Origin of the sequence: Paenibacillus sp. EKM301P (assembly GCF_011800295.1) — a bacterium.
Classification (GTDB): Bacteria; Bacillota; Bacilli; order Paenibacillales; family Paenibacillaceae; genus Paenibacillus; species Paenibacillus polymyxa.
Genome location: NZ_JAALFM010000008.1, coordinates 168,088 through 192,987, shown reverse-complemented (window position 1 = coordinate 192,987; position 24,900 = coordinate 168,088). Strand labels below are relative to the sequence as shown.

Sequence of the window (24,900 nt, the reverse complement as noted above, 5' to 3'; positions counted from 1 at the left end):
CACCTTTAGAAGAGAGAATCAGGGAGGATGACATGAAGTTGAAGAGAAAAGGAATCAGGATCATGATTACAGGGATTGCATTAGCTATAGTAGCTTCCGGTTGCTCCAGTGCAACGGAGAACTCTGTAACACAAGCCAGTCACCCAGTAAAAGTAGAGAAACTTGTAATGAAACCTTTGGCCAATGATTTTAATTTGGCGGGAACATTGCAGGCAAGTAATGAAGCTAGTGTTTCCTTTGAAGCGGATGGACGTATATTGAACACTATGGTGGAGGTAGGGGATTCCGTAGAAAAAGGGAGCGTCCTTGCGAAGTTGGATACATCTGCTTACCAGTTGCAGCTGGATCGGGCCAAGGCAACCATGGAGAAGGCAAAGGCTGGTCTTAGCCAAGCGGAGGCTTCCATTCAATCGGCACAGGCGGGTATTCATAGTTCGCAATCCCAGGTCGATGCGGCCCAATCGAAATTGCAGGAATTGAACAATGGCGCCAAAAAACAGGAAATTGCCCAGTCACAAAATGCGGTTACTGCGGCAACCAATGCTTACAATAAGAAGAAGGCGGATGCCGCACGGACGCAGAGCCTGTTCCAGGCAGGCGCAGCATCATTGTCGGAAAATGAGAATGCACAGCTGGAATTAACGAATGCACAAAAAAGTTTAAGTGACGCACAAGAGCAGCTGTCTCTCTTGCTTGCAGGCGCCTCGCAGGAACAACGTACCCAGGCTTCAGCTGGTATAGAGCAGGCCAGAGCAGGGCTGGAGACCGCTATTGCTACGAAACAGCAAGGGCTAGCCAGTAAAGCTCAAGCGCAGGCTACCTATGAGGATGCATTGGCTGCTTATGAACAGTCATCCTTGTCACTTAAAAAAGCGACTTTAACCTCCCCGATCACTGGCGTGGTCATTGAAAAAAAAGTAGCCGATGGTCAACTGGGTTCCAGTGGAAGTGAGGCATTCATTGTCGGGAATATCAAGACCTTAAAAGTACTTCTGCCCGTACCGGATAGCGAAATCTTATCATGGAAGAAAAACCAAAAAGTAAATATTTCTCTCTATGATGAAATTAGAACAGGGACTGTTACTCAGATCTATCCATCCACGAATACCAAAACGGGCAGTATTAATGTGGAAGTCAGCATTCCTAATCCTGAACTGAATTGGAAACCTGGTCAAGTCATCAGCGCATCTAAAAGTGTGAATCAAGCGGAAGCACTGTTAGTGCCTGTGGAAGCCGTGATTAGCAATGGAAGTGACCCTTATATATTTAAAGCTGTGAATGGTAAGGCTGTTAAAACCACGATTAAAGTGGGAAAAGTGACGAATAATCAATTCGAAGTTCTCTCCGGACTACAGGCAGGCGATCAAATCGTTACACAAGGAGCAGGAACCTTATTTAATGGCGATTTAATTGGGAATGATGTGCTTGGGAAATCGGAGGAGTCGTCCGAATGATTAAATATATTGTTAAAAAGCAGAAAATTACGCTTATTTTCTTTGGCATGTGCATACTGCTAGGGCTCTTCAATTTTACATCATTACCCAAACAGGAGCAGCCTGATGTTATTCCTATGACAGCTAGTGTTACAACGATCTATCCGGGTGCCTCACCTGAAAGAATCGAGCAAACCATTACTAAGATCATGGAACAGAAAATTAAAGCTGTACAAGGTGTCAAAACGATTTCCTCTACTTCATCGAAAGGCCAATCCAGTATCATCATAGAAGCTTTGAATGATGCGGACCCGACCAAAGTATGGGCTGATCTTCGTACAAAGGTGCAGGATGCACAATCTGAGCTTCCAGAGGACGCGATGCAGCCTATGATCAATGATAGCATGACTAGCTCTTTCATTGGTTCATATGCGATTACTTCTGATAAGGTTGAGGATTTATATTCGTTAAATGAATTAATGAACAAATGGAAAGATCAATTAAAAACAGTCCCTGGTATTTCGCAGGTCAATATTCAAGGGATACCCGAGCAAGAGGTACGAGTTAGTTTAGACACGCAAAAGATGCAACAATATAACCTCTCCTGGGAGCAGGTTGTCCAAGCGATCAAGGATGAGAATGATAGAGTACCTACAGGAAGTATGGATTTCAATGAGCGTACTTATCAGCTGACGGTAAATGCCTCAACGGACCCATCGATTCTGAATAATGTCCAGATTTCAAGCAATGACGATGGATTTCCGATATCTTTGAAGGATATAGGTACTGCCTCGCTTGTTTTTAAAAAAGCAGCTAGTTATACGTATGTGAATACCAAGCCTGCTATTTCGATCAGTGTGAGTGGAGATATAGGCACAGACGTGCCTACAGTTTCCAAGGCAACAACAGCTAAAATCAATGAACTTGCGAGCAGTTTGCCGAAGAATGTACATTTTGAACTGCTTTTTGCACAAAATGATCGAGTGAGTGAAATATTTGGAAATCTGACCAAAGAGATGATTATTGCTATTTTATCGGTCATTGTGATATGTACTTTAGGTTTGAATTTGCTAACTTCTGCATTTGTAGCGTTGGCCATTCCTGTTTCCATCGCCATCGGCTTTATTTTCTTGCCCATGACAGGAACTACGCTGAATCAAATATCAGTCATCGGACTCATCATCGTGCTAGGGATATTGGTTGATGATGCGGTCGTGGTCAATGACAACATTGAACGCCGACGCTCTGAATTTGGGGAAAATGCTACGGAGGCAGCCATTAAAGGAACCAAAGAGGTGTCCTTATCGATCATTACAGCTACGCTAGCTACGGTTGCAGCATTTGCCCCGCTGCTATTTCTGCCGGGTAATATCGGAGACTTTATTAAACCGATCCCTACCGTTATTTCGTTAACCATGCTGGCTTCCATGATTATGTCGCTAACGATTATTCCTATTTTCCGCCAATGGTATGATCAACGTCGTAAAGGAAAAGAGAGGAACCAAACCGTTAAGCCACCTGGGCTTCTGGGGCATCAAATCCAGTCTCTATCCAATGTGTACTCTAAAAACTGGATGCCAAGAATACTACGGCGTCCACTTTTAACAGCGCTGGTTGGTCTTATGATTGGTACAGCCGCTTATGGACTACTTGCGGTTGTTCCCATTCAACTATTCCCAGAATCCGATCAAGCAGATGCCACCATCAGCGTAACGATGCCAGAAGGAACGTCGTTGCAGGCAACCAATCGGGTTATTAACGAGATTGGCATGTGGGTCAAAAAACAACCAGAAACAGAACGGTTGTCGGCAACGGCAGGTGGAGGAGCGCCTCAGATGTATAGCGATGTTGCAGGCGGTCACGGCTCCGGGGGAGCGGTCAACGGTCAACTTGCTGTCGTTGGAAAAGAGGGGCTATTCGATCTCCAAAAAACAGTGGATAGCTGGACTCATACGCTTCAAGCCAAATATCCATCTGCATTGATCAGCATTCGGGTTCCTCAATTAGGTATCCCGGTCGGCAGTGCGGTGTCTATCCGTATGAAGGGAGAAGACATTGATAAACTGCAAAACATGACAGCTAAAGTCAAAGAAATGGTTGCGGCGACCCCCGGAGCTGTAGATGTGACCGATAATATGGGAATGCAAAGCTATAATCTGAATTTCCAAGTCAATCCACAAGCATTGGATAAATATCGGGTTAGCTATTCCAATTTGACACGTACGCTGCTGTTAATGGGTGACGGAGTTAATGTAACGGATTTTGATACAGGTAAGGAACTACTGGATATCAATATATACATGAATAAACCAAACGATGATCCTGAGGTATTGTTCCAGCAATTAAGTGTAACCAATGCGGCAAAAGAGCAAATTCCCTTATCCCAGTTAGTCACGATGAAACCGGACTTTTCCATTCAGCAAATCCACCGCTATGATTTGGAGCGGACAGTAACGATCTCAGCCAATGCAAATGGGCGTACGGCTACAGAACTCACTAATGACATCCGTAGCAAACTAACCCATACACAGTTTGAACCAGGCTATACCTGGGAGATGGGCGGAGAAACATCCGCGCAATCTGATATTTTTACAGATCTGGGCAAGTTAGCTATTATTGTTGTATTTCTCATCCTGCTCTTGATCACGATGCAGTTTTACTCCGTCTCCACACCGCTCATTATTATGACCACTGTGTATCTGGCAGCGGCAGGTGGAATTCTTGGAAGCTTTATTTCAGGCATGCCAATTGGATTCATGAGTATTATGGGTATCATTTCACTGGCCGGTATCGTCGTGCGCAACGGTATTGTGTTGATAGAGTTTATTGAAGATGCGCGGCGTGAAGGAGCCGAACTGACAGACGCAATTCTTATGGCATGTTCTGCCCGTTTCCGTCCGATCTTGCTTACTTCGCTAACTGCGATTGTGGGTATGATCCCTATTGCCACAATAGGGGAAATCCTCTTCAAACCGTTGGCAACGACCATTATTTTTGGACTGATCTTTTCGACCATTTTAACCTTGTTTGTTGTACCGACTCTGTATATGGTCGTAGCTCATCTGAAGCTGAAGCGGAAGCAGAAGCAGGAAAAGTCTATAAATACCGATAGCTCATTGACCATGTAGGTAAATACAGATAAGAATATACTGCAATTTTTCTTATAAATACGGATCGTACATGAGGCGAATGTCTTTATGTACGATCTTTTTATTTGTTGACAGAGTCAACAAATATCATTACTATAATTGTTGCAAAAGTCCACTAAATAGGGGGAGTTATGGTCAATATCGATGCTAATATCATAGCGGATATGAGGCGTTTTAATCGGTTCTATACGAATTTACTTGGTGTTTTAGACAGACATGTGCTGGATAGCGGATATTCCTTTACCGAGGCACGTGTCATTATAGAGATCGGGTTGATCGAACCGTGTATTGCGAATACTCTGGTCGAATCTCTTCAAATTGACCGCAGCTATATGAGCAGGATCATTGCTAAATTTTGCAAAGAGGGCTTTCTTGTTAAGGAAAATTCAACGTTGGATAATAGAACAAATCTAATTCGTCTGACACCCAAAGGAAAAACGTTCTACAACCAATTGAATGAAAGATCTGATGAACAAATTCTAAGATTAGTTCAAGGACTTTCAGAAGAAGAGATTACAGAATTACATGCATCTATGTTGTTAATTCAGAAGAAATTGGATATTTCGGAGAGGATACAGAATGATACGATTTGAATGCGACTATACCGAAGGTGCTCATGAGCGTATTTTAAAGCGACTACTGGAGACGAATGAGGAACAAACCCCAGGCTATGGTGTGGACGATCATTGTGAAAAAGCCAAATCTTATATTAAAAAAGCATGTGACTCCGAAAATGCGGATGTACACTTTTTGGTTGGAGGTACACAGACCAATACAACGGTCATTTCTTCGATTTTGCGTCCGCATCAAGGCGTCATTGCGGCAACTTCTGGGCATATTGCTGTGCATGAGACCGGAGCAATTGAGGCTACTGGACATAAAGTACTGACATTGCCAAGCGAGGATGGGAAAATCCGGGGTGAACAGGTAAAGGAACTGTACGACGCTCACTGGGGTGATTCTGCTCCTGAGCATTGTGTACAGCCCGGGATGGTTTATATTTCTCAACCTACCGAGAATGGAACGATTTATAGCCGATCCGAGCTGGAAGTGCTAAGTGGAGTGTGTCGTGAATGTGGTTTACCACTGTTTATAGACGGGGCCCGTTTAGGCTATGGTTTGGTTGCAGAGGATAGTGATGCATCCTTGGCAGATATAGCCAAGCTGTGCGATGTATTTTATATTGGCGGCACTAAAATTGGAGCAATGATGGGCGAAGCCGTAGTTATCCTAAATGATGCTTTGAAACAAGATTTCAGATACATGATCAAGCAAAAAGGAGGGCTGCTGGCTAAGGGGAGAATGCTGGGCATTCAGTTTGAAACGCTGTTTGAAGACGGTTTATACTTTGAGATTTCCAAACACGCCATAGATATGGCCATGCTGCTGCAAAAAGGATTATCCGAGCAAGGATTTTCTTTCCAATATCATTCCACAACCAATCAGCAGTTTCCGATTATAGCAGATCGTATATTACAGGCATTGAGCGAAAAATATACTTACTCCTTTTGGGAAAAGGCTGATGATACCCATACTGCTGTTCGATTCTGCACTAGTTGGGCCACAAAGAAAGAAAATATTGAAATGCTGCTACAGGATATCAAAGCATTACAATAAAGATCATGGATAAACGATGAATATCATCTTGAAATTATAGAATGGATGATGTAATAGGCCATACTTCGTTGCATACATTGCAGCGAAATATGGCTTTTTTGTTGTGTAATTTGCTTAATTCAAGTGGCTTGTCTTTAGTTCCATGAAAGAGCAAGCAGATATAAAAATGGAAAAACAAGACAAGAGTGGATGTATAAAATTAACGCCTAATTATTTACACTGAATACCTATCGAACCTGTTTACGATATTGAAGAGGGGAGAGTCCGGTTATTTTTTTAAAGATTTTATTAAAATGGGAGGCATGACCGAAGCCGACATCCTCCGCAATGTGCTGGATTTTGTCTTTGGTGGTTCGCAGTCTGGTTTGAGCCGCCCTGACCCTCACTACGCGGATGTACTCGCTGAAATGAAAGCCAGTCAATTTTAGAAAGATGCGGCTTAGGTAAGCCGGACTAATAAAAAAGCAGGCGGCCACTTGTTCGAGAGTTAACGGCTCATTGAAATGGTCCTGAATAAAAGACGAAATTTCTGTGATTTTCTGATGCATGGGATGAGAGGAAACAAGTTCACTACGCTCGGCCGCTTCCGATCGGTGCACCAGGATAAGCATTTCCAGCAGCAAATGCTGTACACAGCGGTCATGCAGAGGCTGCTTATTCCTACATTCGGTATTCATTTGTAGGAACAGCCGTTCAACTTCGACTTGCTCTCTAGCCGGTAAGCGAAGCAACGCAGATTGCTGGTACGGCGGTAGATCCAGAATGTCATGATCCTGCTGTGGGAGAAACGTCGGGGAAAAATGAATCAAAATGCGTTCTGTTTCCTCCAATTGTGTACTGGCGGTAGAGTGTAAGTCATGAGGGAGGATGAATATCAGATCGCCCTTGCGAGCGGTGTATACCTTGCCGTTCATAAAGTAGATGCGTTCGCCCTGCAGCAAAAAATACAGCTCATAGTTGTCATGAACATGAGGTCTGGGCATAACGGTGAAGCCGGTACGGTAGATGTGATGAATGGAGAATTGTTGTTCTCCGATGACATATTTGTCTTCCTTCATTTCATTCATGTGCTTCTTCCTTTGCCAATTAAGATAAGTAAGCGCATTCATATATCCATAGTATATATGACACCTGCCCACGGTAAAAGCGGAAAAGATTGATGAAAGGAGGTGAAGACACTTCTGAACGTCTCGGATCATTCTTTTATAAAAGTATGCGCTGATGTGAGAGAAAATCTTAGGGAGGAAACAGAATATGAGCAAGCAGCGTACATGGAGAAAGGTGCTATGTAATGTGGTTGTGGGTTCAATGTTGTTGACCTTGTGCCCACCATTGATCCAAGCAGAGACTGCGGTAGGGACAGAGATGGGGAAAGTGGAGAAAGTAGAAAATATAGCGACGAATATTCCGGCGTTTCCGGGGGCTGAAGGTGGCGGTAAATATGTTACCGGTGGACGCGGAGGTGAAGTATACGAAGTTACCACGCTGGCAGACTACGGCAAAGGTGAGCAGGTGATCCCCGGATCTCTTCGTGCAGCGGTCAGCTCCGATAATCGGACGGTCGTATTCCGGGTGGGTGGAACCATTCATCTGAAGGAGCCACTTAAAATCCTGGGCAACAACCTGACGGTTGCAGGTCAGACAGCTCCTGGCGACGGCATAACTGTAAGCGATTACACAACAGGGATTGATGCAGATAACGTCATTCTCCGTTACCTGCGTTTTCGATTAACTGATCGTTACCCCAGTGAGGATGACGCGTTAGGAGCCAGGTACCATAAAAACATTATGATTGATCACTGTTCCTTTAGCTGGTCGGTGGATGAGGTACTAAGTCTGTACGATAACGTGAATACGACAGTACAATGGTCTATTGCATCCGAAAGTATGCTAATGACTACGCACCAGAAAGGCCGCCACGGCTATGGCGGTATATGGGGTGGTCGGAATTCCACCTATCATCATAACTTGCTGGCTCACAATGCAAGCCGCAATCCACGGTTCCCAACCGATAAAAAACAAATCGATGCTGTGGAAATGACTAATAACGTCATTTATAACTGGGGATTTTTCTCTTCCTACGGTGGCGGTGAAGGATCGTATAATGTGCTGAATAACTATTATAAGTTTGGCCCCAACACATATAAGGACGTGCGGAGTCAAATCTTTGTAGACGTGGGGAGTAAAAAATATAAAACACGCATTTATATTGGTGGCAACTACATGTACGACAACGAATCGGTTACTCAAGACAACTGGCAGCTTGGAACATCCATTGGATCGATTATTGACCCTTCCACTCGTTTGGCAGAGCCGATTGAAGTCAGAGGGGAATACGACAACGGAATTTCACCAGATGCGTATGGACCATATCAGGCGACAGATGCACAGACCGCATATACTGAGGTGCTCGCCGGCTCAGGAGCCACGCTGCCAAGAAGAGATGCGGTGGACGCTCGAATTATGAATGATGTGAAGAATGGAACGGGTGCGTTTATCAACTCCCCGCGTGAAGCAGGCTGGATTTACGATGATTATAGCGTAACCACCACGGAGCTTACTGACAGCGATCATGATGGTATACCGGATGAATGGGAACGCGCTCATGGGCTGGACCCCAATAATGCAGATGACCGCAACGGTCAGGAGCTTGCCGGTACAGGCGAGTATGCTCATTTTGCCAAGGGCTATACGAATCTGGAAGTTTATTTAAATGATCTCATTGAGAAGCTGTCCAATGGCAGTGAGGTGGATAATCCGGAGGCCTTCGTTCAGGTATCGGATGAAGGTGGACGTTCACTGAAGCATAACGATATTTTGGAAGCCGGACGTGATGCGACCATAACTGCAACGGCCAAGGATCAAGATGGCATTGCTCACGTTGAATTTGTCATTGACGGTAAACTTGCTGGAAAAGTAGAGAGTGCGCCTTATCAAATCAGTTGGAATCATGTGACGGACGGCACCCATTACATTATTGCACGGGTGACAGACCGCAAGGGGACTGCTACATTTTCCAATCCTGTTACCATCCATGTCAACACGACTGCACCAACGGGGAACTGGCTCAGCGAAGAGGTTGGCTCTGATGGTAACGATGGCTATATCAAAGGGCATACTCAGGTATTAAAAGAAGATGCAAACGGCAGCAGTATCCGACTGAAATCCGCGGGGGATATTGACGGAAAAGCTGATCTTTTCCATTATGCTTATCAGAAATGGGAGGGAGACGGTGAAATTACAGCTCGTGTGGAGAAGATTACCCCTGTGGATGATAATGCCGAGGCAGGGGTAATGATTCGTGAATCGCTGAAGCCTGGATCAAAAATGGCCTTTATGTCTTTAGCATTTGTTAAATATGGTAAACAGGGGATTCTTATCAGTCGTGATCAAACAGATGGTAAAACCACGCGTGCGTCAATGGAGACGTTTATTCCAACGCCATATTCGGTTCGTCTGGTGCGACAAGGGCAAAAGCTGACCGGATGGATATCCGCCGATGGTTTAACCAATTGGGAAAAAGCGGGTGAAACTATTGTGGACTTTCCAGATAATCAACCGCTATTGTTCGGGCTAGCTACCGATGCATCCAAACAACAAAACGATGTGTGGAATTACAATACGTCGGAATTCAGCAATGTCAAGGTCCGCAAGCTAACAGACTCAGGAGGAACTTCTCCCACTAGTGTGGTTGTATCGACCTATGGCCCTGCTGACTATACATCTCTGCAGGCAGCTATTGATGCAGTCCCTGACAACAGCAACACAAGAACTGTTATCCATCTCAAAAATGGTACGTACCGCGAAAAAGTAAAGGTAAATTCCTCCAAAAAAAATCTGAGTATTATCGGGGAAGATCGGGACAAAACGATCATTGCTTTTGATGATACGGCCAAGACCGTAGTGGATGGAAAAGAATTAGGAACGAGCAATAGCTATACTATGCGTGTGCAAAGTCCTGACTTTGTGTTGGAAAATGTGACGGTCGCCAACACAGAAGGGACCGGGCAGGTGCAGGCTGTAGCGTTATATGCCGAAGGTGATCGTGGAAAGTATCACAATGTCAAAATTACTGGCCTACAGGATACACTGCTCGTGAACCGTGGCAGACAATATTTTAAGGACAGTTACATCAGTGGCAGTGTAGATTTTATATTTGGCAATGCCCCTGCCGTGTTTGATAATTCGATCATACACAGCCTGCGTGCCGGATACGTAACAGCCGCTTCAACGGAAGAGAACCAGCCAGGTTTTGTATTTATTCAGTGTCGTCTGACAACCGAAGCTGGCTTGACAGGCAAGGTGGATCTTGGGCGACCATGGCGTCCTTACGCACATGTTACTTTTTTGAAAACCTATATGGATGACCATATCAAGCCAGGTGGTTGGAACAATTGGGGTAAGGAATCCAATGAGCAGACTGCAAGATTTGGAGAGTACGATAACTTTGGACCAGGTGCAGAAAGTAGCGGGCGTGTACCTTGGGCCAAACAGCTTACGGCTGACGAAGCAAACCAGTACACTGTTGAAGCTGTTCTGAGCGGGACAGATCATTGGAATTGGCGTCTATAATTGTATATTCAATAGATAAGCGGGGGATGCGCTTCAAGCGTTTTCCCCCGCTTATGTGCGTGTTTGTGAGCAATTTTGGATGTGATGCATACATAATCTAAAATTGAAACCATTTGTTTTTATGGTAAATATTTTATATATTGAATGAGGGAAGTGTGTAAATCATCAAGGACAAAACTAACATTTTTTCTTAAATACATTATGTTGTCGGAGGTGTAGGATGGCACGTGTGTTGGTTGTGATCACGCCTGCTGAAGGCCATGTTAACCCGTCATTAGGATTAATTAAGCAATTGGTCGATAGGGGAGAGGAAGTAGATTATGTGTGTTCAGAGGAATTTGGTACGAGAATTCAACAAACGGGAGCAAACCTGATCACCTATCCATTTAGTGTGGATGCATTTATTCACAATCCTGTATTAAAGCCGGCTGAATATAAACATCATTATCAATTCGTGAATATGATCGTTAAAGGTTTGATTGAACCGATTATTCCAAAGGTTATGAAAGCAATTGAAAATAAGGTGTATGATTATTTGATTTATGACTATTTGATGGGTTGGGGAGGCAAAATTATAGCAGAGAGGCTGGGAATACCTGCGGTATGTACGGTCTGTTCGTTTGCTTTCGTAGAGCCTCTGGGTTCTGACCAAGGCGGGGATGATCATGACATAAAAGTGAGAGCGCTTTATGATGATACGATGAAAGTAGTACATCAATTAGCTGAGGAGTTTCAGGTTGCCGTCCCTGCAATTGATGAACTCGATTCACATTCCCACAGCCTAAAGGTCGTATATACAAGCCGTTATTTTCAACCGCAAGCTGAAAAGCTGGATGACAGCTATATTTTTGCAGGTCCATCTATTGTACCTCGTAAAGATGCGCCCTCTTTTCCGTTCGACCAGCTTCGTGCTTTGTATCCGCAGGTTGTTTATATATCATTGGGAACTATTCTTAATAGAGATTTGGAGTTTTACAAGCTTTGCTTTGAAGCATTTCGTGATTTGCCTGTGCAATTTGTACTCTCATCAGGCCAATATGCGGAGATGGAGTTATTGGCGGATGGTATCCCGGACAATTTTATGATCAAGCCCTATATTCCGCAACTGGAAATGCTCCAGCGTGTAGATGCATTTATCACACATGGGGGAATGAACAGTGCAAGCGAAGCCTTGTATTACAACGTGCCAATGGTTCTGGTTCCCATGACATCGGATCAGCCGCTTGTGGCCAATCGGGTCCAAGAGCTGGGAGCAGGGATTGCTGTGAATAAAAATGAGCTTACCCCTGCTATCTTAAAAGCTGCTTTGGTAGAGGTTTTAAATCAAGCCATCTATAAACAACAGGCGCATGTAATTGGCGAATCACTCCGTCAGGCTGGCGGTTATACGTATGCGGCCGATGCAATTATGAGCCGTTTCTCTACTATAAAAAAATAGGGTGTGTGTGCGTCAGCTCCTGATTATAACCAATTCGGGCTACGCATGGCAGGGTAGCATAATAAAGCAGCACGTAATCAGACTTTAGGTTCTCGTCCAGATTACGTGCTGTTTCTTTTATTGATGGTGCTCTATAGGCTGTGATTTCTTTCTTGTAGAGCAGCCGATTGGTCAAACTCTAATTTTTTTGATATCGCCAGCAGACCAAGGCAACAGAGAATCAGGAATAAGCATATCCAATAGGAGTTTCGATAACCCATCCATTGAGCAAACAATCCGCCCATCAAGCTCCCCGCCAATCTTCCGATCGTTGTCGCATTGGAATACAGTGTCGAGGCGTATCCGGGCAGAGATGGCAACAAATCCTGCATATAGCTAATACCAATGGCTGATATCACTGCAACAAAGAAGGCTAGGAGAAGCTGTCCCGCAAATAGTTGCCACATCTCCGTAGACATAAGAACGAGGAGGTAATAGACAACGCCTGTTAAAGCCCCTAAAAATATAAGCAAACGGTTGGAGTATTTGGCTGCTAGTACGCCCAGCATGAGCATCAGGGGTATTTCTAAGATTGCGCAAATACTGGATACGAGGGCAACGTCATTCGTGTCACCTTTTAAATTGTGAATGATGAACAAGGAAATATTTAAACTATTCATCCAGTGAGACGTATAAAGCAGAGTAAGAACTACAAAAGGGATCAGGATTTTCATATTTTTATGTAATGTAATGTGATGAAGTGAAAGTTGATCCTTATTTTTAGCCTGAACAGGACGCTGCTTGATAAAAAAGAATAGAAGAACGGCAATAAGTACAAAAATAGAGGTCGTACCAACAAAAATACCTTTAAAGCCCGTATGTGCAATCAAGAAGGAACCCAAGAGCGGCCCGGTAATAAAGCCAAGAGAAAACATAGAACGAAGCGTTGAATTCGCAAAGGCATGATCCGCAGATTTACTGCGATCTACTGCTTCACGTGCACTGGCAAATAACTGCGGCATCCCAGGGGCGCCAATCGCTGTAAAGACAGTCATATAAATAAAAAGTACATAAAAGTTTTGGATTACAAGATATCCTGCAAAGGCGACAGCATTAAATAACGTACAAATCACTAAAATTTGTTTGCGATCCAATCCGGTATCGGAGCGTTTGGCAATAAGGGAGCTGATCCATATACCACAAATCAAAGTCACCGCTGTAAACACACCAAAGGTTCCCACCGATACGCCAAGTGTACTTGTAAAATATACAGCTAAAAAAGGTGCGCTTATGGAAATAGCCATACCTTGCAATAACATGCAGATCATGAATAGTGGGTAGTTAGGGATAAAGAAAAGATTTTGAATACGCTTTAGCATTTCATTTTTACACCCCTTTAGATTTAGAAGCAGAACTTACATACCTATCCAACCTAAACTATATATGACTTTAGCATAATTTGTATATTTACATTGTATAAAATATTATATAATTTTTTTTACTTTGATGAGCAACTCATATGCAAGGCCATATACAGACAAAGATATAAGATCAGGAGTGGGATGTAGATGTGTATGCGACTTTTCCTGTAGGATGTGCCTTAAAGGCTGAAGCGTTCTATGAACTGCTTGATCAGTTCATTCAATGATCCAGCGGCCTTCGTAGGAAGGCGGTGATCGGCTTTTTTAATGAAAACAAGCTCACTCTTCGGTAAATGCTGATACAATATGTTGGCATATGGATGAAAGTGTTTATCCTCTTCACCATAAACGAGCAGGACAGGAAGATGGATTTCCCCTAGCCGTGAGGTACAGTTATACTTCAAGCTGTAACGATAATATTGTTCGACATTCCGAGGGTTTCCCTGCTTCGCGTCGTTGAGTAACTTGCGGAACAAAGATAATTGTTTCGTTTGTGACCAAGCATTAGAAAGCGCAATCGTACCGACTGCGCCGATTTTGGATAGCGCAATGCCCAAAGAAATTTTGTTTCTTAGTCGCCATTCGTTTACCTCCGACATTCCGCTGATAACAATGCCCCCCCATGCCCGATCTGGATAAGTCAGGAGAAATTCAAGTACTATTGAACCTCCGGTAGAATATCCACACAAAAATACTTTATCCAAGCTCAATCGGTCCATCAAATGCTTAATATCCTGGGCGATGAGAGGGTAAGTAACCGTTTGTTCGGAAGGCTGACTTTTACCGTGTCCTCTGATATCAAAAGCTATAGTACGAAAATAGGGCGTTAGCCCTTGGATTTGGTATGTGAAATTTGAGCTTGTGAGTACCGGAGGGTGAATGAATAGGATGGCCGTTCCTTCTCCGGAATCTATATAGTGCATGGAATATTCGTGTATGTTTGTTGTGGTCATTGCTATGCTCTCTCCCTGAATGATTTTGATCTTAAATTTGGCTTATTAGATTCAAAAAATTCATGGAGTTGTAACTTTGAATGCAGGAGTTCTCTCTTTTCCCGAAGATCCAATGTAGGAATAATTTTTTTTGTATATGAAAAAATAAGAGGATCAAGGGCACTGTTTTTCTAAGAAGGGGACACACACATGAGCATGAAAAATAAAGTTACCGTTGTACTAATGTTAAGTTTATTGTTGTTGATCTTGGGCTGTAGAGCGGACTCCAGTCAAAAGCTAAAGCAACAGAGCGTGAACCCACATCACACAGCAAATCAAATGGGCAAAAAACCTGTCATTGTAATCTTGATTGATTCTTTAATGGATAAGCCTTTGCAAGAAGCGATTCAAGAAGGCCGTGCCCCCGCAATGCGATTTCTCCTTCATCAAGGGCAATATTTCCCGCAGGTAGTCAGCTCATTTCCCACAATGTCTGTGACCATCGACAGCACATTATTAACGGGAACGTATGCAGACCAACATCATGTGCCTGGACTCGTTTGGTACAGTGATCAAAAGAAACGCATGATTCTCTACGGCAATGGTGCCAAAGAAGCCTTGAAAATCGACCAACTGCAAGTATTTAATGACGCTATTTACCAATTAAACCAAGTTCAATTGAACAAAAAAACGAAAACAATACATGAAGCATTAGCTGACAAAGGAAAAGAATCCGCGTCCATCAATGCTATTGTTTTTAGAGGAAGAACGGAACATTCCTTAAAGGTGCCTCGTTTTATTGCAAACAGTAACCGTGTGCCAGAACAAGTGAAAATAACAGGACCTAAATGGTTTTCATATGCAACTTTTGCTCAACTGGATCCGGGGAATAGCTGGAATACTTCTCCGTGGAAAAAATTTGGGATGAACGACGAATTTTCTGCAAAAGAAACCGCTTTTCTAATCAATCAAAAAAAACTTCCAAACCTAACCATCACATACTTTCCAGGGAATGATAATTTGGCGCATAGAAAAGGCCCGACTCAACTGGAGGGAATTGAAAAAGCCGATCAAGCACTGCAAACTGTGTTGAACGCATACGGTTCTTGGGAAGAGGCTGTACAAAATGCTACATGGATCGTCTTGGGGGACAGTGGGCAAAGTGCGGTTTATAATGATCGACAGGCAGCCACTGTTGATATAAGGCCTCTTTTGGGCCATTACCGGATTGCGAAATTAAATCAACCCGTAACAAACGATGACCAAATCGTGATTGCCGCTAATGAACGGATGGCCTATATCTATGCAATTGACAATAACGTAGATTTGTCTGACGTGGTGAAGCTTTTACAGCATGAGAATAAGCTCGACATTATTGCTATGAAAGACGGTAAAAATAATATCCAGGTTACAAAGGGGAGAAATGGTAGCCTGTTTTCTTATCATCCCGGTGGAAAATTTACCGATGAATATGGACAATCATGGACATTATCGGGCGAAACGAATCTTGTGGATATTACGTTAAATAACAACCGGATCAAATATGGAAAATATCCAGACGTTTTGGCGAGGCTACACGGGGCAATGAATTCACATGAAGGGAGATATGTTGTCATTACGGTTCAACCTGGATATGAACTGGTTAGTGAAAGTTCCCCTACCCACATCGGAGGGGGAGCGCATGGATCGCTGCATGAACAAGATTCCCTTGTTCCGTTAATAATTTCTGGGACGAATACAAGGCCCAAAACACTGCGAATCGTGGACATAAAAGACTGGATTATGCAATTGGTGAAATGAATAAGTATCTTCGTTCTTGATATTAAAGTTAAGATTTATTAGTATATAAGCATATTGTTATATTTAATTGGAAGGAGGTCATACATTGGATCAACTAGGTTGTATAGCCGATCATTTAAAACTATTGGGGGATAAAACCCGATTGATCATGTTATCCCTGCTAAGAGAAAGAGAATGGTGTGTTTGCGAATTTGTAGATATTTTTGATATGTCGCAGCCAGCAATCAGCCAACATCTTAGAAAATTAAAGTCGCAAGGAATTGTAAAAGAAGAACGGCGAAGTCAGTGGGTATACTATTCCTTAAACGTAGACGACAAACCGCATATTCAAGCTGTTCTTGAGAGCATGCCAGGCTCCAAGCATATTTTGAAATCGCTAAATAAAGAGGAACCGATCGCATCTTGTGGACCGGATGCCTCAGCTTGTTCATCCTAAAGCCTGTTCCGTTTATCTCTTTGTGGTGTTTTTAATATAAGTATATGTTTATAAGGTAATGTAATGGAGGTTTAGAACATTGATTTTGTTAGCATGCATTATATTCTTAGTTACTTTAGTATTGGTGATCTGGCAGCCTAAACATCTTTCCATTGGATGGTCTGCCTGCGGCGGTGCCATACTCGCCTTGCTGGTAGGTGTAGTGGATTTGCATGATGTTTGGGAAGTGACTCAAATTGTCTGGAATGCCACACTAGCTTTTGTCGCCATTATTCTGATTTCGTTAGTCCTTGATAAAATCGGCTTCTTCGAATGGGCAGCACTTCACATGGCACGGATAGCCCGTGGAAGCGGAACCCGGATGTTTGTCTATGTGAGCCTGCTGGGTGCCGTAGTTGCTGCCTTTTTTGCCAATGACGGTGCGGCCTTAATTTTGACACCAATTGTACTGGCGATGGTTCGGGCACTGAAATTGGATGAGAAAATGGTATTTCCTTTTATCATTGCGAGCGGATTTATTGCAGATACGACGTCGCTTCCGCTTGTAGTCAGCAACCTCGTTAATATTGTGTCAGCCGACTTTTTTGGAATCAGTTTTATGGAATATGCGAGTCGTATGATTGTACCTAATCTGTTTTCCTTATTGGCTAGTATCGTGGTACTGTATCTCTTTTTTCGCAAAAGAATTCCTAAAACGTTTGATACGACACAGTTAATCACGCCTGCAAATGCGATAAAAGATCCAAAGATGTTCCGTATGTCCTGGGTTGTTCTCACAATATTGTTGGTTGGCTACTTTGCAAGCGAATTTTTAGACATTCCCGTCTCGGTGGTGGCCGGTATCATTGCCATCTTTTTCTTGCTGATGGCTAGAAGAAGCCCTGTGGTACCCATGAAAGAAGTCATCAAGGGCGCTCCATGGGCCATCGTGTTTTTCTCTATCGGAATGTATGTGGTGGTGTATGGTGTGCGTAATGCCGGTTTGACGGATCTGCTGTCCCATGTGATTCAAGCGGCTGCTGATCAAGGTATGTTTGTGGCCACCATGGTCATGGGATTTATTGCGGCGATTATCTCGTCGGGTATGAATAACTTACCTACGGTCATGATTAATGCGCTTGCCATTGATGCCACCCATACAACTGGTATAGTCAAAGAGGCACTGATTTATGCTAACGTTATAGGGTCGGATCTCGGACCGAAGATAACCCCAATTGGTTCGTTAGCCACCTTATTGTGGTTGCATGTGCTTCGTTCGAAAAACGTGAAAATTTCATGGGGTACTTATTTTAAAACAGGCATCGTCTTAACTATTCCTACACTTTTTATTACCCTACTGGGCTTATATCTGTGGTTAATCATTTCATAATGTACAATTGAAGGAGACGCTGATGATGGATAAGAAGACAATTTATTTTTTGTGCACTGGTAATTCTTGCCGCAGTCAAATGGCAGAAGGCTGGGCTAAACAATACTTGGGAGACCGTTGGAATGTATACAGTGCGGGCATTGAAGCACACGGCCTCAACCCTAAAGCGGTGCAAGCGATGAATGAAGTTGGGATGGATATTTCCGGTCAAACTTCAGATATTATTGATTCTGTTTTGCTGAATAGTGCGGATTTAGTTGTGACCTTATGCGGAGATGCTGCCGATAAATGTCCTACTACACCTCCGTACGTGCGCCGCGAACATTGGGGATTTGATGATCCGGCTAAAGCACAAGGAACAGAAGAAGAGAAATGGAGTGTATTCCAGCGTGTACGGGATGAAGTCGGGGCTCGTATTCGCAAATTTGCGGAGACCGGTGAATAAACCAGTGCACGGCTTAGGAAGGGCGAACTCAGGCATACTTCCTTAAAAGGGCGGTGTTTGTTTGGCATTTTTGAAATAGAAGATCTTCATGTTAATGAAAAAGGGTTAAAGCTCGTTAGACGACACTTAACCCTTTTTATTTTACAGGCGAGACTCTATCCTTTTATAGGCTCGTGCATAGGTGCTGATGGTGCCCCTTGCATAGATAACCCGCCGCCAGTTGAGCTTGCTGGAATAACGGGATGTGGCGATCCCTTTTCAGGAGCAGCGCCTGCAGTCTGCTTGGTCAGCTTCTGTTTTTCCCACAGTGCTCTGGCGATCACCAGCATGGAGAGTACACCGACATATAGTAACAAAGATCCGAGTTCCGGAAGCATCTCCTGAAAAGATGCACCGCGCAGTCCCATGGTGCGGAGGAATTTGTACATCCATACGAAGGGAAAGAAATCACCGATTTGAATCGCTAAAGGTGGAAACAGTGATCTGGAAAGAACGGCCCCCGATAGTACAAAAGCAGGCATGAGCACCATCACCATTCTGCCAATGGCAATCCCCGGATGTGCAGCGCCCCATGCAACCAGAACATTGAAGCATACGGTACCGAATACATACAGGACAACCGGAATCATGAAGAGGATCGGATTGGCTTCGAAACGACCTCCCCCAAACATTTTAAGCATCCCGAGAGAGAAGATTAAGCCAGCCGTCGAAAACAGCGTATAAGGAAGAATACGCAGTAGGATGTTGAACGGATTTTGCAGTTCGGCAGCCAGTCTCTTGGAAACCCTTAGTCTGGCGACGATAGGTAAGCTATTGATATTGAGTATCATAAAAGAGAACATACAAGTGAATGCAAGTATCGTCGTATTCTGATAATCATTGGTTGGGTTAAACAGGGAACGCACCTCCAAGGCAATACCATTGAGAGCTCCCTGAGCCTGTTCGGCGTTCATCCCCGTTTTCAACATAGCTGGAACAGACAGTTCCATATTCTCAGAAACGCTAATTTCCTGCATAGCTGTACGAATGGAAGTAATAGATTGAACGTTGGTATTATCAAGAATGAGACCCACGCGACTGGAAAGGGAACGATGGTGATTGTCCTCTAAACCGTGCGGCAGGGAAATAACGGCTAAATATTTTTCGTGATAAAAATACTGCTCAGGATTGTCCGTAAACGAAACAATCTCTGCTACGTTCATATATGGAGAAGCATCTATCTTCTGGATCAACTCACGGCTGTAGTCTGTGTTGTCCTGATCCACTACTACCACGTTAGCATCGTTAATTTGGCTGCTTGGGAGCAGCAGGGAGTACCCCAGCACTGCAATCAGAGGGAAGATGATAGCTATGATCGGATACTTGGAGTGAACCAGATACGTCCATTCATCACGAAGTGATTTCATTCGTATTCACCTCAACTGTCATGCCTGGTAGCAAAGCGGCTTCTCTTGTTACATATACACGTACTTGGAATGTGGCGGTATCTGCCTCACCTTTTTCACGGGACATCTTTACATTAGCGAATTGCGGCGCAGCGGTCACATAACGTACGGTACCTTTCAAGTCCTTGTTGAGAGCAGATACTCGGGTTTTAACTTCTTGATTGGCCTTGAATTTACCCGCTTGTTCCTCATTGACATACAGATCGTAATATAAATCGTTGGTTTCCAGGGTAATCACAGGCGCTCCTTGCGCGACATTTTCCCCGACTTTTGTACTAATCGAAGTAACCTTGCCATCCTGTGGTGCCTTTAATACCAGTCGCTCTTTTTTGAGCAGCAATGTTTTAAGCTGAACTTCCTGTGTGTCTTTTTGTTGCTTTAAAAGGTCGATAGCCAACTTCTGATCTGCCAACTGTTGACGGCTTTGCTGAATGGTTTCCAGTTGGGTTCTGGAACGATTGACGGACAATTGGGCACCACGGATTTCCTCCTCGGCTTGTTTTACCGCAACCGCTGCTTGTGTGGTCTGTTCACTGGCCTGCATACGTTCTTCAGGAGTAGCGCCATGGAGCAGCTTTTGAAGAGACTCCTTTTGCTGGCTCAACTGATTTGTCGCTAAAGTCAATGAGGATTCAGCATCATCTAACACTGCTTTGGATGCACTTCCTGCATCATAAAGTGCTTTATTACGTTTGTAGTTAGTCTGAGCCGTCTGAACGTTTTTGGTGGCAGAAGCTACGGCAATTCGTTGCTGCTGAACATCTTCATCCCGAGCACCATTATTGACCTGTTGTTCCGCAGCAGTGGCTTGACGCTCAGCTGCCTGTGCCCGCAGCAGTGCCGCTTGGCTTTTGCTCTCAGTGACTTGAGCTTGCGCGATATCCAGCTGTGCTTGTTTTTCCTGAGTTGTTGCTCGTGTGTACCCTAATTGGATGGATTGTTGCTGTTGGCTGATCTGTGTATTGAACTGCGCAATTTGTGTCCGCAGCTGCTCAATTTGCAAATCCACATCTTTGGAATCCAAAGCCATAAGGACAGTTCCTTTTTTCACTTTCGTTTCTTCTGTTACCGGGATGTTTAGGACTTTGCCGCCTACTTGTTCAAAAGATACATGAATGCTATCAGCATTGAGCGTTGTGCCTTTAACGGATCGCGAAGCAGTGACTTGATCTTGTCCGTTAGTCTGAAGCAGGAACCCCCCGCCGATCAGACAGGCAATAGAAATGACAGGGATGATAAGGCTGGTGACTTGTGTGCGATTCATGGGTAATATGCTCCTTAAGTTCATAAAATGGATTCAACCTAGACTCGAATAAATATCCTGATTATGTACATTTTATTTATTCTATTATTTAATAATTTAGATGTTAGCCGGCTAACTAAAATGCAAAAATTAAAACTTACTCTGGCTTTGCTGCTTTATATATCTCTTTTGCTTCAGGGATGCCGCTTTCTATTTTTTTCAGTAATGTCAGGAGCAGTTCTTTTTCATCGTTGGATAGATGGCTCATCAGTGTGGAAGTGCATGTAAAATGTACAGGCAGCAGTCTCTCCATCATTTCTGTTCCTTGTTCGGTCAGTTTAACAATACTCATACGGCGGTCGGAAGGGTGAACGGATCTCATAATAAGCCCATCGCGTTCCAGACGGTCAAGCAGACCGGTAACGGTAGGCTTGCTAACCCCTACTTTCTCCGCAAGCTCTGTAGCCAGCAACCCTGTTTGAATGTTGCGATACAGGAGAATTAATATTGAAAATTTTCCGTGAGATATACCAAACTTCTCAAAGCCTTCAAAGCTGACTTTAAAAAGACTGGAGGATACGCGCATAAAAAATAGCATCGCTTCTGTCGCTCTTACATCAATCTCTGGGATACGCATAGAAAATTCTTGCAGCGCTTCACGAGTGGGCAAATCCCGTAAATCAAAATCCATGAGGTTCTCCTTTCTTCTTACATTGTGTTCCAGTCGACAAATTAGTTAGTCGACTAATCTTAATCGATTCAAAAATGAATTTCAAGCTAAATTTTGTTAATCGTCATGCAGATTTTTCACTATATGGAGGTTGTCCGTGCAGTAGTTTAAGCTATTCACTACATTGATATTTACAGTGAAGTGCTTGATAATAAGTGGATATCGCACGAGACAAAGATACCCAAAAGTGAGGGACCTGACATGGCGACAAAATTATATTACACCGCTCCAAATCTTACGGAGTGGGACACTCATATTACACAGAGCATGGAAAGAGACGGAGCATTTTTTGTTATGCTCAAGGAAACGGCCTTTTATCCGCATGGCGGAGGTCAGCCATGTGATACAGGAACGATTCAGGGCATCCGTGTATTAGATGTGGTTCTTGAGGATGGGGACATTTGGCATCAGGTAGAACGTTTGCCAGAGGAGGAGAAAGTGGCCTGCCAATTGGATTGGGAGCGCAGATTTGATCATATGCAGCAGCATAGCGGGCAGCATTTGCTGTCAGCGATTTGTCTGGAACTGTTGGGTGCGCGTACAGAAAGCTTTCATTTGGGACAAGAGTACGCCACAATTGATGTCAACTGTTCTGATATAACATCCGCGCAGCTATCGGCAATCGAGCAGGAAGCAAATCGGCAAATCTACAATAACCGCAGCATAAAAAGTTATTTTGTAACCCATGAGCAATTGAAGGACATTCCGCTTGTGAAAATGCCTAAAGTAACAGAAAATATTCGGATTGTTGAGATCGAAGGCATTGAATATAATGCTTGCGGCGGTACACATGTGGCTCAGGCCGGGGAAATCGGGATGATTAAATGCTTGAAATGGGAAAAGCAAAAAGGGATGGCAAGAATCCATTTCAAATGTGGTGCTCGCGCACTCCAGGACTTTAATGAGAGTGTTCGGATTTTGGACGTGTTGTCTGCGAAGTTCAATACTGGGCGAAAGGATATTTTGACTCGATTCGAAAAATGGGAGCAGGAGCATAAGCAGCTCAAGGCGCAAGTGGAGTTTCTACAAGAGGAAAATGCATCGTACCAAGCGAAAGAGCTGCTGTCTGCTGTACAGGGGCATGTTCTTGCTCATGTATTTGAACAAAAATCCATTCAGGAGATGCAGCAATTGGCTGCCAAGCTGACAGCTGAGCATGATTTGCTTGTTTTATTTGCCACAACAGCCGAAAACAAAATCATTCTGGCACATAATGGTAGCCAATCCGTTAGCTGCGGAGCGTTTTTGAAAGAGAATCTGGGCGCGTTTCAGGGCAAGGGGGGCGGTAGCAACCAATCTGCTCAGGCAGCATTTTCGTCCCGCGAGAACCTCTTGAATTTCTTTGAAACGGCCCAGCGGCAGTTCATTCAGGGCTAATATAATGGAGGATTAGTGACGCAGCGGTAGCTTCCACTTTTCCTCTTCTGTAAATAAAATAAAAGAAAAAATAAGTGCAACAACAGCGCCCCAAACGGCTTTATCCCCAATCGTCAAAGTCAGAAATCCCCCCAGCAAGGCTCCTACCAAGAAGGCAGCCAGGATGACACCATAACGCATCGCTCGAATGGCAGCGTTCGTGTCCTTGGTCGTTACAGCGACATACACAGCCTCGATAGCTGATCGAAGGTTACCGGTGCTGACCGTGGAGGTGTACGGCACATCAATGAGCTTGCGGAAGGAAGTCATTTGCACGGAAGCGACGAATGAGACGATCACCACTACTACCGTATTGGGAACTCCTTGCGGAATCAATCCCACGATGAAAAAAATCGCGATTTCCAGTAAAAGAATTGTGCGGGTCCAGTCTGGAGTTAAACGGTGGGTTGATTTGCGTTTAATCCCTTCAGCAACAAAAACCCCCAGTGAAAAGGCGATCAGAGGCGGGATATAGGATAATGCCTGAACCCAGTGCCCCTGAATGACTTTGACAGCCAGCAGGACGATATTGCCTGTCTGTGCGTTGGCGAAAACACCGCCTCTTCCAACAAAGGTATATGTGTCCAAAAAGCCCCCTACTAATGATAGTAAGGCGCCCAGTCGTAACGATTCGGACGTTACCTGATGTAAATGGATTTTGCCTTTCATAAACACGGCATATAAGCCTCCTATACTAAACGTCGATTCTTTAAAGCTAACACGAAAATCCAGGACCATACAATTAAATTAATCACTTAAGCATGAAAATGACACAAAGAAGCCACATCAGGTCCCATACAATAGAAAGGACGCGATGCGGCTTGTTGGAGTGCTGCTTAAAGTGCCATCTGGAACTTCGAGAATATGCTTATTGCAGAGCTTGAACGAGTGCTTTACCAAACTCCTGTGCACCATCTGGGCCGTCGGCTGTAATAATATCGCTATGAGCGACGACATGCTGAGCGACATAGTCGGCTTGATGCGATTGGAGCTGATCCTTTTGCACATCCACGGGGTAGCATGTAGCCGTTCTGCCAGAGAGCAGGCCGGTTTGAGCCACAGCTACAGAGCCTGCGCAGATGCCAGCCACTAAAGTCTTTTGCTCATGAGCTTGTTTCAGCAGAGCTTGGAGATCCGCGTTATTCCACAGATGATCATTTGTTCCTGATCCGCCGATTACAGATACCACATCATACTCAGCCGGCACAGCGTCTGTAAAGACAAGATCAGCCGTCGCTTTACCGTTGTAGTCACCCATGATTTCGCCTGTTTTTGTACTGGCTAATGTTACAGTAACACCTGCTTGCTCCAGCGCTTCTTTTGGTTTAAATAATTCATCCTCATTAAAGCGCTCTGGGGGTATAATAAAAAGAGCTTTTTTACTCATACTCTATTCCTCCTTGAGTGTGTAACGTTATTTACTATTGTAGGGTGGCTTCGTCGGGCTGTGAAGAATGCACTTTCAAGTACGGAGG

At 44.0% G+C, this 24,900-nt stretch carries 19 protein-coding genes; 11 read left to right on the top strand and 8 right to left on the bottom strand.

The genetic code is table 11. From position 1 onward, the window contains the following. Window positions 1-32: 32 nt before the first annotated feature. The 4 genes from HFD99_RS19045 to HFD99_RS19030 all read left to right on the top strand — a co-directional run bounded on the left by HFD99_RS19045 (window position 33) and on the right by HFD99_RS19030 (window position 6,199). The gene (locus HFD99_RS19045) at window positions 33-1,454 is read left to right on the top strand and encodes an efflux RND transporter periplasmic adaptor subunit (protein WP_025365898.1); all 1,422 of its coding nucleotides are present in this window, start codon (window positions 33-35) and stop codon (window positions 1,452-1,454) included. Next, window positions 1,451-4,561, top strand: coding sequence for an efflux RND transporter permease subunit (locus HFD99_RS19040; RefSeq protein ID WP_025365897.1), 3,111 nt, complete (start codon window positions 1,451-1,453; stop codon window positions 4,559-4,561). Before HFD99_RS19045 ends, HFD99_RS19040 begins: the two co-directional genes overlap by 4 nt. Window positions 4,562-4,713: 152 nt before the next feature. Continuing rightward, window positions 4,714-5,175, top strand: coding sequence for a MarR family winged helix-turn-helix transcriptional regulator (locus HFD99_RS19035; RefSeq protein WP_016820414.1), 462 nt, complete (start codon window positions 4,714-4,716; stop codon window positions 5,173-5,175). After that, the gene (locus tag HFD99_RS19030) at window positions 5,162-6,199 is read left to right on the top strand and encodes a threonine aldolase family protein (RefSeq protein ID WP_045244983.1); all 1,038 of its coding nucleotides are present in this window, start codon (window positions 5,162-5,164) and stop codon (window positions 6,197-6,199) included. Before HFD99_RS19035 ends, HFD99_RS19030 begins: the two co-directional genes overlap by 14 nt. Before the next feature lie 227 nt (window positions 6,200-6,426). On the opposite strand, the gene HFD99_RS19025 is transcribed toward HFD99_RS19030, so the two are convergent. After that, window positions 6,427-7,266 (bottom strand): helix-turn-helix transcriptional regulator, encoded by an 840-nt coding sequence (locus HFD99_RS19025; RefSeq protein ID WP_016820412.1) that lies wholly within the window; start codon window positions 7,264-7,266, stop codon window positions 6,427-6,429. A gap of 187 nt (window positions 7,267-7,453) precedes the next feature. Here HFD99_RS19025 and HFD99_RS19020 point away from each other — a divergent pair, with 187 nt between their 5' ends. Continuing rightward, complete coding sequence (locus HFD99_RS19020; protein ID WP_123797669.1) at window positions 7,454-10,771, top strand: pectinesterase family protein; 3,318 nt, start codon at window positions 7,454-7,456, stop codon at window positions 10,769-10,771. Between the two features lie 220 nt (window positions 10,772-10,991). After that, window positions 10,992-12,209 (top strand): macrolide family glycosyltransferase, encoded by a 1,218-nt coding sequence (locus tag HFD99_RS19015; RefSeq protein WP_025365895.1) that lies wholly within the window; start codon window positions 10,992-10,994, stop codon window positions 12,207-12,209. 131 nt (window positions 12,210-12,340) lie between these two features. Here the strand turns inward: HFD99_RS19015 and HFD99_RS19010 are convergent, their stop codons facing one another. Together HFD99_RS19010 and HFD99_RS19005 are read right to left on the bottom strand one after the other, a co-directional pair. After that, window positions 12,341-13,567, bottom strand: a complete 1,227-nt coding sequence (locus tag HFD99_RS19010) for a sugar efflux transporter (RefSeq protein ID WP_031462276.1) — start codon at window positions 13,565-13,567, stop codon at window positions 12,341-12,343. 221 nt (window positions 13,568-13,788) lie between these two features. Next, window positions 13,789-14,562: an alpha/beta fold hydrolase gene (locus tag HFD99_RS19005; RefSeq protein ID WP_123797668.1), complete on the bottom strand. Its 774-nt coding sequence runs from the start codon at window positions 14,560-14,562 to the stop codon at window positions 13,789-13,791. A gap of 189 nt (window positions 14,563-14,751) precedes the next feature. On the opposite strand from HFD99_RS19005, the gene HFD99_RS19000 reads away from it, so the two are divergent. From HFD99_RS19000 to arsC, 4 genes are all read left to right on the top strand, one after another. Further along, window positions 14,752-16,341: an alkaline phosphatase family protein gene (locus tag HFD99_RS19000; protein WP_025365892.1), complete on the top strand. Its 1,590-nt coding sequence runs from the start codon at window positions 14,752-14,754 to the stop codon at window positions 16,339-16,341. 85 nt (window positions 16,342-16,426) lie between these two features. After that, window positions 16,427-16,777 (top strand): ArsR/SmtB family transcription factor, encoded by a 351-nt coding sequence (locus tag HFD99_RS18995; protein ID WP_025365891.1) that lies wholly within the window; start codon window positions 16,427-16,429, stop codon window positions 16,775-16,777. A 79-nt stretch (window positions 16,778-16,856) separates the two neighbouring features. Next, window positions 16,857-18,146: an arsenical efflux pump membrane protein ArsB gene (locus tag HFD99_RS18990; protein WP_017425594.1), complete on the top strand. Its 1,290-nt coding sequence runs from the start codon at window positions 16,857-16,859 to the stop codon at window positions 18,144-18,146. 25 nt (window positions 18,147-18,171) lie between these two features. Next, on the top strand, window positions 18,172-18,591 hold the full coding sequence (gene arsC / locus HFD99_RS18985) for an arsenate reductase (thioredoxin) (protein WP_016820404.1): 420 nt from the start codon (window positions 18,172-18,174) through the stop codon (window positions 18,589-18,591). Between the two features lie 155 nt (window positions 18,592-18,746). Here the strand turns inward: arsC and HFD99_RS18980 are convergent, their stop codons facing one another. The 3 genes from HFD99_RS18980 to HFD99_RS18970 all read right to left on the bottom strand — a co-directional run bounded on the left by HFD99_RS18980 (window position 18,747) and on the right by HFD99_RS18970 (window position 21,970). Then, window positions 18,747-19,997, bottom strand: a complete 1,251-nt coding sequence (locus HFD99_RS18980) for an ABC transporter permease (RefSeq protein ID WP_123797667.1) — start codon at window positions 19,995-19,997, stop codon at window positions 18,747-18,749. Continuing rightward, window positions 19,981-21,300, bottom strand: a complete 1,320-nt coding sequence (locus HFD99_RS18975; protein WP_025365889.1) for an HlyD family secretion protein — start codon at window positions 21,298-21,300, stop codon at window positions 19,981-19,983. The genes HFD99_RS18980 and HFD99_RS18975 overlap by 17 nt, the downstream gene beginning before the upstream one ends. Before the next feature lie 136 nt (window positions 21,301-21,436). After that, entirely contained in the window at window positions 21,437-21,970 is a 534-nt protein-coding gene (locus HFD99_RS18970) for a MarR family winged helix-turn-helix transcriptional regulator (protein WP_017425590.1), read from the bottom strand. A 240-nt stretch (window positions 21,971-22,210) separates the two neighbouring features. On the opposite strand from HFD99_RS18970, the gene HFD99_RS18965 reads away from it, so the two are divergent. Beyond that, the gene (locus HFD99_RS18965; protein WP_025365888.1) at window positions 22,211-23,386 is read left to right on the top strand and encodes an alanyl-tRNA editing protein; all 1,176 of its coding nucleotides are present in this window, start codon (window positions 22,211-22,213) and stop codon (window positions 23,384-23,386) included. Window positions 23,387-23,398: 12 nt separating this feature from the next. Here HFD99_RS18965 and HFD99_RS18960 read toward each other — a convergent pair whose 3' ends face one another. Both HFD99_RS18960 and HFD99_RS18955 read right to left on the bottom strand, forming a co-directional pair. Next, window positions 23,399-24,100, bottom strand: a complete 702-nt coding sequence (locus tag HFD99_RS18960; protein WP_025365887.1) for a YoaK family protein — start codon at window positions 24,098-24,100, stop codon at window positions 23,399-23,401. Window positions 24,101-24,293: 193 nt separating this feature from the next. Next, window positions 24,294-24,812 (bottom strand): DJ-1/PfpI family protein, encoded by a 519-nt coding sequence (locus HFD99_RS18955; protein WP_017425587.1) that lies wholly within the window; start codon window positions 24,810-24,812, stop codon window positions 24,294-24,296. Between the last annotated feature and the right edge of the window lie 88 nt (window positions 24,813-24,900).

Bases quoted from the DNA above. Each gene is read 5' to 3' on its own strand.
- HFD99_RS19025 (WP_016820412.1), bottom strand. From the start codon at position 7,266: ATGAATGAAATGAAGGAAGACAAATATGTCATCGGAGAACAACAATTC.
- HFD99_RS19035 (WP_016820414.1), top strand. From the start codon at position 4,714: ATGGTCAATATCGATGCTAATATCATAGCGGATATGAGGCGTTTTAAT.
- HFD99_RS19040 (WP_025365897.1), top strand. From the start codon at position 1,451: ATGATTAAATATATTGTTAAAAAGCAGAAAATTACGCTTATTTTCTTT.
- HFD99_RS18975 (WP_025365889.1), bottom strand. From the start codon at position 21,300: ATGAATCGCACACAAGTCACCAGCCTTATCATCCCTGTCATTTCTATT.
- HFD99_RS18965 (WP_025365888.1), top strand. From the start codon at position 22,211: ATGGCGACAAAATTATATTACACCGCTCCAAATCTTACGGAGTGGGAC.
- arsC (WP_016820404.1), top strand. From the start codon at position 18,172: ATGGATAAGAAGACAATTTATTTTTTGTGCACTGGTAATTCTTGCCGC.
- HFD99_RS19020 (WP_123797669.1), top strand. From the start codon at position 7,454: ATGAGCAAGCAGCGTACATGGAGAAAGGTGCTATGTAATGTGGTTGTG.
- HFD99_RS18955 (WP_017425587.1), bottom strand. From the start codon at position 24,812: ATGAGTAAAAAAGCTCTTTTTATTATACCCCCAGAGCGCTTTAATGAG.
- HFD99_RS19015 (WP_025365895.1), top strand. From the start codon at position 10,992: ATGGCACGTGTGTTGGTTGTGATCACGCCTGCTGAAGGCCATGTTAAC.
- HFD99_RS19045 (WP_025365898.1), top strand. From the start codon at position 33: ATGAAGTTGAAGAGAAAAGGAATCAGGATCATGATTACAGGGATTGCA.
- HFD99_RS18970 (WP_017425590.1), bottom strand. From the start codon at position 21,970: ATGGATTTTGATTTACGGGATTTGCCCACTCGTGAAGCGCTGCAAGAA.
- HFD99_RS18980 (WP_123797667.1), bottom strand. From the start codon at position 19,997: ATGAAATCACTTCGTGATGAATGGACGTATCTGGTTCACTCCAAGTAT.
- HFD99_RS19030 (WP_045244983.1), top strand. From the start codon at position 5,162: ATGATACGATTTGAATGCGACTATACCGAAGGTGCTCATGAGCGTATT.
- HFD99_RS19005 (WP_123797668.1), bottom strand. From the start codon at position 14,562: ATGACCACAACAAACATACACGAATATTCCATGCACTATATAGATTCC.
- HFD99_RS19000 (WP_025365892.1), top strand. From the start codon at position 14,752: ATGAGCATGAAAAATAAAGTTACCGTTGTACTAATGTTAAGTTTATTG.
- HFD99_RS19010 (WP_031462276.1), bottom strand. From the start codon at position 13,567: ATGCTAAAGCGTATTCAAAATCTTTTCTTTATCCCTAACTACCCACTA.